The 9,968-nt window shown below is 62.5% G+C and carries 8 protein-coding genes; 1 reads left to right on the plus strand and 7 read right to left on the minus strand.

Annotated features, from left to right (window positions below):
- The first annotated feature begins 200 nt into the window (after window positions 1-200).
- A complete protein-coding gene (locus DBR18_RS26645) occupies window positions 201-662 on the plus strand; it encodes a DUF3574 domain-containing protein (RefSeq protein WP_108592558.1) in 462 nt (153 codons plus the stop codon).
- On the opposite strand, the gene DBR18_RS26650 is transcribed toward DBR18_RS26645, so the two are convergent.
- From DBR18_RS26650 to DBR18_RS26680, 7 genes are all read right to left on the minus strand, one after another.
- On the minus strand, window positions 659-2,023 hold the full coding sequence (locus tag DBR18_RS26650) for an APC family permease (RefSeq protein ID WP_108592559.1): 1,365 nt from the start codon (window positions 2,021-2,023) through the stop codon (window positions 659-661). The two genes, DBR18_RS26645 and DBR18_RS26650, sit on opposite strands and share 4 nt — an antisense overlap.
- Before the next feature lie 41 nt (window positions 2,024-2,064).
- On the minus strand, window positions 2,065-4,452 hold the full coding sequence (locus DBR18_RS26655) for a TonB-dependent siderophore receptor (protein ID WP_108592560.1): 2,388 nt from the start codon (window positions 4,450-4,452) through the stop codon (window positions 2,065-2,067).
- A 434-nt stretch (window positions 4,453-4,886) separates the two neighbouring features.
- Window positions 4,887-5,942, minus strand: coding sequence for a substrate-binding domain-containing protein (locus DBR18_RS26660; RefSeq protein WP_108592561.1), 1,056 nt, complete (start codon window positions 5,940-5,942; stop codon window positions 4,887-4,889).
- Window positions 5,943-5,973: 31 nt separating this feature from the next.
- Window positions 5,974-6,999 (minus strand): ABC transporter permease, encoded by a 1,026-nt coding sequence (locus DBR18_RS26665; protein WP_108592562.1) that lies wholly within the window; start codon window positions 6,997-6,999, stop codon window positions 5,974-5,976.
- Window positions 6,992-8,542, minus strand: coding sequence for a sugar ABC transporter ATP-binding protein (locus DBR18_RS26670; RefSeq protein WP_108592563.1), 1,551 nt, complete (start codon window positions 8,540-8,542; stop codon window positions 6,992-6,994). The genes DBR18_RS26665 and DBR18_RS26670 overlap by 8 nt, the downstream gene beginning before the upstream one ends.
- Before the next feature lie 8 nt (window positions 8,543-8,550).
- On the minus strand, window positions 8,551-9,222 hold the full coding sequence (locus tag DBR18_RS26675) for a methionine ABC transporter permease (protein ID WP_108592564.1): 672 nt from the start codon (window positions 9,220-9,222) through the stop codon (window positions 8,551-8,553).
- Window positions 9,219-9,968, minus strand: a 750-nt coding sequence (locus tag DBR18_RS26680; RefSeq protein WP_108592599.1) for a methionine ABC transporter ATP-binding protein, incomplete at its 5' end; no start/stop codon positions are given. The genes DBR18_RS26680 and DBR18_RS26675, both read right to left, overlap by 4 nt.

A 9,968-nucleotide genomic window follows, 5' to 3' on the forward strand; every position in this document is an offset into this window, starting at 1 on the left:
GTTGCTCACCAACCGTGTGCACACCACAAAACCTGTGGGAGCCGGGCTTGCCCGCGATGGCGGCGGTACATTCAGCATCCTGGATTGGTTCGTCTCTTATTCCTTAAATCAACCAAAAAGCCATTTTTTAATCTTTTATCGCTATTAACCTCGCCCTCTATAATTGCGCCCCGTACTCAACTCATAAATAGGGATGCTCCATGCAAAGACGCCTGTTATTGGCCGCACTGTTCGTCGCTGTCGCCGGATGTGCCAGCCCGCCGCCTGCCGCCGTTCACACCCATGACCCCGCGAGTTCGACCCTGCAGGGCGACGCCACACGTCCGGCGCAGGCGCAGTGGATTCGTACCGAGTTGTACTTCTCGGTAGGGACGGTGGATGGCAAGGAAGGTGCGGTCAGCCCCGCGCGCTGGCGCGAGTTTCTCGACAAGGAAGTGACGTCGCGGTTTCCCGACGGTTTCACTGTGTTGGATGCCTACGGACAGTGGCGTGATCATGGGGCGAAGGAGCCTGAACGGCTGAGCACCAAGGTCATCGTGATCCTCCACGAGAACAGTCCGAAGAACGCCGCCAACATCGAGGCGATTCGTCTGGCGTACAAACGCATTACCGGAGACCTGTCGGTACTGCGCCTTTCGCAACCGGCCGACGTTTCGTTTTAATCGCTGATCTGCTCCAGAGCTTGCCGAGGCGTCGACGCCACGCGGCTCAATCCCGCCAACAGCAGCGCACCGACCAGCAACACACCAATCCCCAGAAACGCGCCCCACCCCACCACCGTCACGCTCGAATAGAGCATGTACAGGCACAGGCCAAAAAACAGCAGCGGCACCAGCGGATACAACGGCACCCGGACCGGCCTCGGCACATCGGGAAAACGCCGCCGCAGAATGATCAGCGCCAGGCTGCTGAAGCTCAGAAACAACCAGTACACCGGGGTCAGGTACTCGACCATGGTGTTGAATCCGCTCTGGGTAAAACTGCCGAACAACACCAGCAACAACGCCACCGCGCCCTCGGCCAGCAAGGCCTTGCGCGGCACGCCATCGTCCTCGTCCCACTCGCCGAAGCGGCGCAACTGTGGCACATCGCGGGCGGCGGCGTAGGTAGTCCGGGCGCCGACCAGCAAGGTCGAGTTGATGGTGGCGATGGCCGCGATGCCGACCATCAGCAGAATCAGCAACACACCCGGCGCGCCGAATGCGCGGTTCAACAGTTCCACCGCCGGCGCATTGCTCGCCGCCAGCCCGGCGAAACCCAGACCGCGCACAAACGCCCAGTTCAGTGCCAGATAGATCGCCATCAACACTGTCAGCGCCCCGAGCGTGGCGATGAAAATCCCTCGCCGCCCATCGCGCACTTCCGCCGACAATGTGGCCGCATCGCTCCAGCCGCCAAACGCCAGAAACACAAATATCATCGCCGCCGAAAAACCGGCCATACCGGTGTTTTCAGGCGTGACTGAAACGCTCGGCGGCGGTGCTTCCAGCCCCTGCCACGCCAGCCACACACCCGCGCTGGCAATACTGAAAAAGCCCAGCGCCAACAAGCCCACCAGCAAGGTCTGGGTGATGAAACCGATGTGCTTGCCGCTGAGATTGAGCAGCACCAGCGCAGCGATCACCGAGCCCGCAAACAGCCCCGAGCCGTATCGCCCCAACGGCACCACGGCATTGACGTAATCGGCAAACATGAACGCCGACAAGGCAATCCACCCGGTGTGCATCACCGAAAAACGCGACCAGGCGAACAGGAACCCCATGCGCTCGCCATAGGCCGTGCGCAGAAAGTGATAGTCGCCGCCCGGATGCGGAAATGCCGTGGCCATTTCGGCAAAGCACAAAGCCCCGGCCATCGACGCCAGGCCGCCGAGCACCCACACCCAGTAGAAATATTCCGGCCCGACGTTCAGCGCCACGGTCGGCGCGGTCTTGAGGATGTCGGTGGTGATCACCATGCCCAACGTGATCAGCAACGCCTGCAACACCGGCAGATGGCGCTTGGGGCCGTTCGAATGATTCATGCAGAGTTCCGCAAAAAGTCCGCCGTCCGTGGCGGATCGGCTCAGAAGCCGTAGGTGGCGCTGGCGTAGTAGTACGCGCCGTTGGTGCCGATTGGCGACAGCACGTCATACGGCAAATTACCGCCGTAGTTGATCGCCGAGCCGGAGCGTTCCGGGTAGTTGTCAGTGAGGTTGTTGCCGCCCAGGGCGACGCTGAATTTCGGGGTGAATTTGTAGGTCACCTCGGCGTCCAGTTGCCACACCGCACCATAGGTCTGCTCCGGTTGTGAGTCGCCGAAATCGAATACGCGGGTGGTCTCGCCCTGACGGGTCAGACGCCCGAGCAGGCCCCAGTGTTCGCTGGCCCAGTTGGCACTGAACACGAAACGATCCTTGGGCGCGGCGTCGGTCAGGGTGTTGGTTTCTTCAACGCCGACCAGTGCATCGTTGCCGATACCCAGCGCGGTGAGTTGCGACGGCGTGCCTTTGGTGCTGGTGACTTTGGTGTGGTTGTAGGTGTACGCGGTGGTCAGGCCCAACGTCCCTTCATAGAGTGGCTGGTGATAGTTGAGCACCAGTTCGGCGCCGTGGGTGCTCGTATCGGCGGCGTTGGTGAAGAAGTTGACGTCATGCACCCCGGCCACGCCGAAGTTATCGTTGATGTATTGCTCCATGGCGTCGCTGCCGATGCGCTGCGACAGGGTGATGCGGTCCTTGACGTCGATGCGGAATACATCGAGCGAAGCGTCGAAGCGTTCGTTGAGCTGGAAGGTCAGGCCGAGGCTGAAGTTCTTCGAAGTCTCCGGATCGAGCTTCTCGGCGCCCAGCGCGCGGGCGATCGGGTCGTTGACCGAAAGCACGCGGATATCGGTGAGCGTGCCGCCTTCGCCGAAGTTGCTGGTGGTGTTCTGGAAACCGCTTTGCGCCAGCGACGGCGCACGGAAGTTGTTCGACACCGCGCCGCGCAATGCCCACTGTTCGGTCAGTTTGTAGCGACCACTGAGCTTGCCGGTGAGCTTGCTGCCGGCATCATCGTAATGTTCCCAGCGGGTGGCGGCGTCGACGAAGAAGCGGTCAGTGAGATCGCCCGACACTTCGGCGTACGTGGCGAACACGTTGCGGTCCAGGTCCGACTCTTCGCTGGGGCGCAAGCCGTTGGCGCCGTCAGCGCCGGAGCCGATGTAGGAGGCCTCGTCGCCGGCGTAGGTCAGGTAATTTTCGTAACGGTATTCACCGCCCAGCGCCAGCACGAACGAGCGCCCGCCCAGGCGCAGTTCGCGGCTGAAATCGAGGTTGGTGGTGGTCTGGCGCAGCTCGTAATCGCCGGTGTCGAACTTCGTGGGTGAGTCCGCGCCGAGGCTGACGTTGAGGGTGCGACGGGTTGATGAATCGAAGCGGTTGCGGCCGTGGGTGACGCTGCTGTCGAAGTCCCAGTCCTCGCCGATCATGCCCTTGAAACCGGCAGTGGCGGAGATGTCCTTGTTGTCGCCCAGCGATTGCGGCAGATAACCATTGGGGTAGAACTGCGGCTGTTCGTAGGGATAGCGATAAAACTCGGCGCCGGTGGTGTGGCGCTGGTTGTAGGTGCCGAAGCTGTAGGCCTTACCGCCGGCCAGCGGCAGTTCGCTGTTGAACCACAGGTTGACGTCCCGCGCCAGGCCGTCGCCCATCACGTAGTTGCGTTGATCGGGGGTGTCGGCAAAGCCGTCGAAACCGGCGCGATTGGTCGGATTACGATTCTTGTACTCGGTGCCGCCGCGAATGAACCCGCCCTCTTCGCCCAGGCGTGTGCCGATCTTGGCGGTGGTCACGCTGTTCTGGCCGTCGGTGGTGGTTTTGCCGATGGCGTCCTGGTGGGTGTGAAACGCACCGTAGCTGGTGGACACTTCACCGCCCTCGGGCGCGTCGTCGAGGATGATGTTGATCACCCCGGCAATCGCATCGGAACCGTACTGCGCCCCCGCGCCGTCACGCAGCACTTCGATGCGTTTGATCGCGCTGATGGGGATCGAGTTGAAGTCCACCGGCGCCGTGCCGCGACCGATTTTCGACGAGTCGTTGACCACCGCTGAAGTGTGGCGGCGCTTGCCGTTGACCAGCACCAGCACCTGGTCCGGGCTCATGCCACGCAACTGTGCTGCACGCACATGGTCAGCACCACCGGAGTTGGACTGGCGCGGCATGCTGAACGATGGCAACAACGTTTGCAGCGCCTGGCCCAGTTCACCGTCGGCCGCGCCGGTGGACTTGAGGTCGGCGGCGGTCAACACGTCCACCGGCACTGGAGAATCCAGCACCGTACGCGCGGTGCCCCGGGTGCCGGTGACCAGCACGGTGCCCAGCCGTGTGTCGTCGTCAACCCTTGCTGAAGTGTCTTCGGCCTGCGCCGGAAGTTGCCAGATCGCACCGACCACCGCGATGGCCAGTAATGAACGGGAACGCTGATACATGTGACAGCTCCTTTATCGCAGCTAATACCCGGCCGTTGCCGACAATGGGAAGTCGGCAATCAATGCACGGCAATGTCTGCTGTAGTTTTAGAAAGCAGGAAGGTGGTGAAGACTGGTTAGTTGCTGAAGTGCGGAATCCCCAAAGTCAGATTATCCCCCTTGAATACCGATGCTAGACGGGCTGAAGGCCTGCCGTAAAAGAACCAATAACACTTAGGTTAGATCGGGCTGATTATTTGTTTTTAGAGCAACACAAGTGTTGACCCACCAACACTCAAACTAACTAACAATCAACTAACTTAAATATTGACACCGTCCTATGGGAGCTGGCTTGCCAGCGAAAACGGTGTATCAGTCAATGAATAAGGTGGCTGAACAGGCCATTTCGCCGGCAAGCCAGCTCCCACAGGGTTCGGTAGATAAATACGGATTTTTCAGTTGGCCACAGGAATCCACTCGGCCCGCGCCACGTTGGCGGTATCACCGAACGCCGGGAGTTTTTGCGCCAGGTCGCGAACGTTTTTCACGTCCAGATCGAGCAACTGCTGACGCGTGATCAAAGTCGGTGGCACCAGCACCTGATGCCCTGGATTTTCGCCGGCAATCAACATCGCCAGACTGCGCACGCTGATCGCCCCCGCGACTTGTGGGTTGACCGCCGCCGTCGCCGCCCAGGCGCTGTCCGGCTCTTTCATGATCTGGATATCGGCGGTGGAAATGTCGGCGCTGTAGATCTTTACCTTCTGCCCCAGCCCGGCCTCGTCGACGGCGATTTTCGCGCCTTTGGCGAATTCATCGAACGGCGCGAAGATCACGCTGATCCCCGGATTGGCCCGCAGCACCGCGCTGGCCTGATCCGCCACCGAGTTTGCAATCGGCGGGTTGAGCGTGCCGAAGCGCGCTTTCTCGATAATGCCCGGATTGGCCTTTTTCACCTGACTCCAGATCTCGTCGCGGCGCTCCATCGGCGTGAAGCCGCTGATGTACACGTAACCGGCGTCGAACCGCGTGCCGTTGTCCTTCACCGCCTGATCCAGCGCCAGCCGCGCCAACGCGTGGTGATCCTGCTCGACCTGAGTCACCTGCGGGCTATTCAGATCAACGTCGAACGCCACCACCTTGATCCCCTTGGCGATGGCCCGGTCAATCGGCCCCTTGAGGGTTTCCGCCAGGCCCAATTGCACGATGATCCCGTCGACCCCGAGGTCGATCGCCTGATCGATCATCTCGCCCTGACTCGCCGCCTGCTGCCGCGCATCGAACACCCGCAGATTGGCCCCCAGCGCCTCGGTCTGCTTCTCCACGCCACGCAGATACGCCTCGGGGAAGTCCCCGGAAAACAGATAACCGACCAGCGCGATCTGCACCTGGCCCTTGTCGAACGGCGCCGGCGCACCCGGCAATGCCTTGGCCTGCGCGCTCAAAGCCAATGCCGAAAGCATCGCACCGGCGAGGCAATGGCGTGCGAACTGCGTGATTGAACCGTGCATAAATCTTCCTTGCAGCGACGAATGAACCGGCTCAGCGCGCCCGATGCGCTAGGCCGAAGGTGAACATCAGGGCCAGCACCAGCACCAGTCCCTTGACGAAATCCTGCGCGTAGTACGGCGCGTTGAGCATGGTCAGACCGTTGAGTAACGAAGCCACCAACAGCGCGCCGACCAGGGTGCCGAAAGCGTTGGGCTTCTTCGCCCCGAGCACGGCAAAACCGATCAGCGCCGCGCCGAGAGCGTCGAGCACCAGACCATTGCCGGAGCTGACATCGCCACGCCCCAACCGCGCCGCCAACAGCAAACCACCAAGCGAGGCGAGCAATGCCGACAGCACGTAAGCGAGCAACTTGAAGCGCTGCACCGGCGCCCCCGCCAGCCGCGCTGCCTGCTCGTTGCCGCCGATGGCATAAAACAATCGCCCGATGCGCGTGCGCTCGAGAAACAGCCACACCGCCAGCGCCACCAGCGCAGTGATCAACACCGGCACAGGCACCACGTCCCACAAACGCCCGCGACCCAACGCGAGAAACGCCGCGCTGAACGTGCCTTCGGTTTCCACACCGCTGGGCAAGGTCATGCCCACCGCAATCGAGCGCCCCCCGGTGGGAATCAGTTGAACGCCAATTACCAGAAACATGCTGCCCAGTGTCGCGAGAATGTCCGGCACCCGCAGCTTGACGATCAGCCAGCCATTGAGCAGCCCGACCAGTGCGCCACCGGCCAGACTGATCAGCACCGCCGGCACCGCGCCCCAGCCGAGCACCACCATCACGTAACTGGCGATCATCAGGCTCATGGCCGCCACCGCACCAATCGACAGATCAAGTCCGCCGACGGCCATGGTCAGGGTCACACCGAGGGCCAGCAGCGCAACAATCGACACCGACTGCAAGATGCTGAACAGATTGCCGACACGCAGAAACGCCGGCTCCGCAACGCTGAAAAACACCACGATCAGCGCCAGCAGCCACAACAGGCCGTAACGGATCAGCGCATGCAGCAGGCGCTCGGCCGGTGCCGAAGCGGAAGACAACAGTGAACTCGAATCAGGCACTCGCTCTGCTCCTTGGCGTGGCGTGAAAGGGATTTTCGCTAGCGTCGGTGCCGGCCAGCGCGGCGACCAGCGTGGCGCGCTCAAGACCGGCGCGGGGGTATTCGGCGACCACCGCGTGATCGCGCACCAACAGAATCCGGTCGGCAATTTCCAGCGCTTCATCAACGTCGGCGCAAATCACCAGCGTCGCCCGGCCGCCGGCACTGTCGCGCAGCAACTGGCCGATCTCGCGACGGGCGCGCACATCGACGCCCTGAAACGGCTCATCGAGGATCAGCACTCGCCCTGCCCCGAGCAGCCAGCGGCCGAGCACAACTTTCTGCTGATTGCCGCCGGACAGCGCACTCATCGACACCTCAATGCCAGCGGCCTTGATCCCCAGTGCCGCGACCTGCGCCTCGACCGCTGCCGCTTCGGCGCGGTTGCGAATGAAACCGGCACGCGTGAAGCGCTGCAAAAACGGCAAGGTCAGGGTGCGGCGCAGGGAGAAATCGGGCACCAGCGATTGACTGGCGCGGTCCTCCGCCGCGAGAAACACCCCACTGCGAATCGCTTCACCTGGCGAGTCTGGCAGCCAGTCCGCGCCATCCAGTTGCAGGCTGCCGGCCACGGCTTTGCGCAAGCAGAACAGCACTTCGGCGATCTCGCTTTTGCCGGCGCCGAGCAGCCCCGTCAGTACCACCACTTCGCCTTCGTGCAGGTCGAAATCGAAACGCTTCGAGCGCGGCAGGATTTGCAGCTCGCGCACAGCCAGAACTTTTCGCCCCACGGTTCCGGGCCTGTAGACATGTCGGTCAAGCGCCTGCCCGAGCATCGCGTGCAGCGCCTGCGGCAATTGCCGTGCGCTGAACTCACCCGCCAGGCGCCCGTCACGCAGCACGATGGCGCGATCCGCTACCCGTTGCAGGTCGGACAGGCGATGAGAGATGTAAATAATCGCCACCCCACGACCGCGCAAAGTGTCGATCAGACCAAACAGGCGCTGCGCCTCGGCATCCGACAACGCCGCCGTCGGCTCATCGAGAATCAGCAGGCGCGGCTGCAAGGCAAAGGCCCGGGCCAGCACCACCAATTGCCGTTCGGCCTGGCCCAGGTGTTCAATCGGCTGCTCCAGCGGCAACACCAGCCCCAGCCCGGCGGCGATGCTAGCGGCGCGCTCCAGCAGATGTTTGCGATTGAGCCAGAAGTCCGCGTCGGGCTTGCACAGCTCATCGAGCAGCAGGTTCTCCGCCACGCTCAAACCGGGGGCGATGCCCTCGTTGATCTGCTGATGCACCGCAACAATCCCGACCCGCCGCGCCGACAGCGGCGAACTGAATTGCCGGGGCTGCCCATCAACGTAAATCTCCCCGGCATCAGCACGCTGGCTGCCGGCCAGAATCTTCACCAGCGTCGATTTGCCGGCACCGTTGGCACCGAGCAACGCCACCACTTCAGCGGGATGAATCTGCAGGCTGACGCGATCCAGCGCAGGGTTCGAACCGAAGCGCTTGCTCAGTTCACGCACCTGAATCAGCGGCGCGCGGGCCACGACCACACTCATAAAATTCCTTAACGTCGATGGGCCAGCGACCGCACCAGCCGGTCGCCCAGGCTCTGCACGCCCTGCACCAGAATGACCAGCACCACCACGGTGGCGACCATCACTTCATTGTTGAAACGCTGGTAGCCATAACGGATCGCCAGATCGCCCAGCCCGCCACCGCCAATCACCCCGGCCATGGAAGAAAAACCGATCAGCATCACCAGCGTCAGGGTGATCCCCGCCAGCAACGCCGGCAGCGCTTCGGGCAACAGCACTTTGCAAATCACATGACGGATGTCGCCGCCCATGGCGAGGATCGCTTCGATCCGGCCCTTGTCGACTTCATCCAATGCGTTCTCGACGATCCGCGCAAAAAACGGAAAGGCGCCAATGGTGATCGGCACCACCGCCGCCGTGCTGCCCAGCGTCGTGCCGACCAGCAGACGCGTCAGCGGAATCAGCGCAATCAGCATCACCACAAACGGCAGCGAGCGCCCCAGATTGACCAGCGAACCCAGCGCGGCATTAAGCCGTGGCAGCGGCCACAGTCCGTCGCGCCGACTGACAAACAGCAACACCCCCAGCGGCAAACCGATCAGCAGCGTGAACAGCCCCGCGAGCAAGACCATGTACAGGGTTTCGCCGGTAGCGTTGAACAGCAGTTGCAGGATTTCATTCCAGTCGACGCTGCGGTTCATGATTGCACCGCCCGCACGCCGTACTGCTTGAGAAAGCTGAGACCGGGGATGTCATGCCCCAGCGGCAGGCCGCAGGTGGGGCGTAACGAAACGCCGAGACCCGATTGCGGATCGGCGAGCAAGCGCGGGACGGGGCCGGCCTCCACCACACGCCCGTCAGCCATCAGTGCCGCGTGATCACAGATCGACTTCACCACGTCCAGTTCATGGGTGATCGCCACGATGGTCACGCCCAGTTGCCGATTGATGTCGCGCAGCAGCTCGAGAATCGATGCGGTGGTTTCCGGATCCAGCGCACTGGTGGCTTCGTCCGACAGCAGATACGCCGGCTCCGCGGCCAAGGCGCGGGCAATCCCCACCCGCTGTTTCTGGCCACCGGACAACTGCGAGGGAAAGGCTTGCGCCTTGTCGCTCAGACCCACCAGTTCCAGCAGCTCGCGCACCCGCACATGGCGCCACGGTTTGCCAACGTTGGCGATCTCCAGCGGCACGGCGATGTTGTCAAACACGGTGCGCGAATGCAGCAGATTGAAACCCTGAAAAATCATGCCGATGCGTTGCCGCTGGCGGCGCAAGTCAACGGCGGACAGCGTCAGCAAGTCCACACCGTCGATGAGGATCCGCCCGCTGTCCGGGCGTTCGAGCAGGTTGAGACAGCGCAGCAGGGTCGATTTACCCGCCCCGCTCCGCCCGAGAATGCCGTAGATCGCGCCGTCGGGAATGCTCAGCGACACCCGGTCCAGTGC

Source organism: Pseudomonas sp. HMWF021 (assembly GCF_003061005.1).
In the GTDB taxonomy this organism is placed as follows: domain Bacteria; phylum Pseudomonadota; class Gammaproteobacteria; order Pseudomonadales; family Pseudomonadaceae; genus Aquipseudomonas.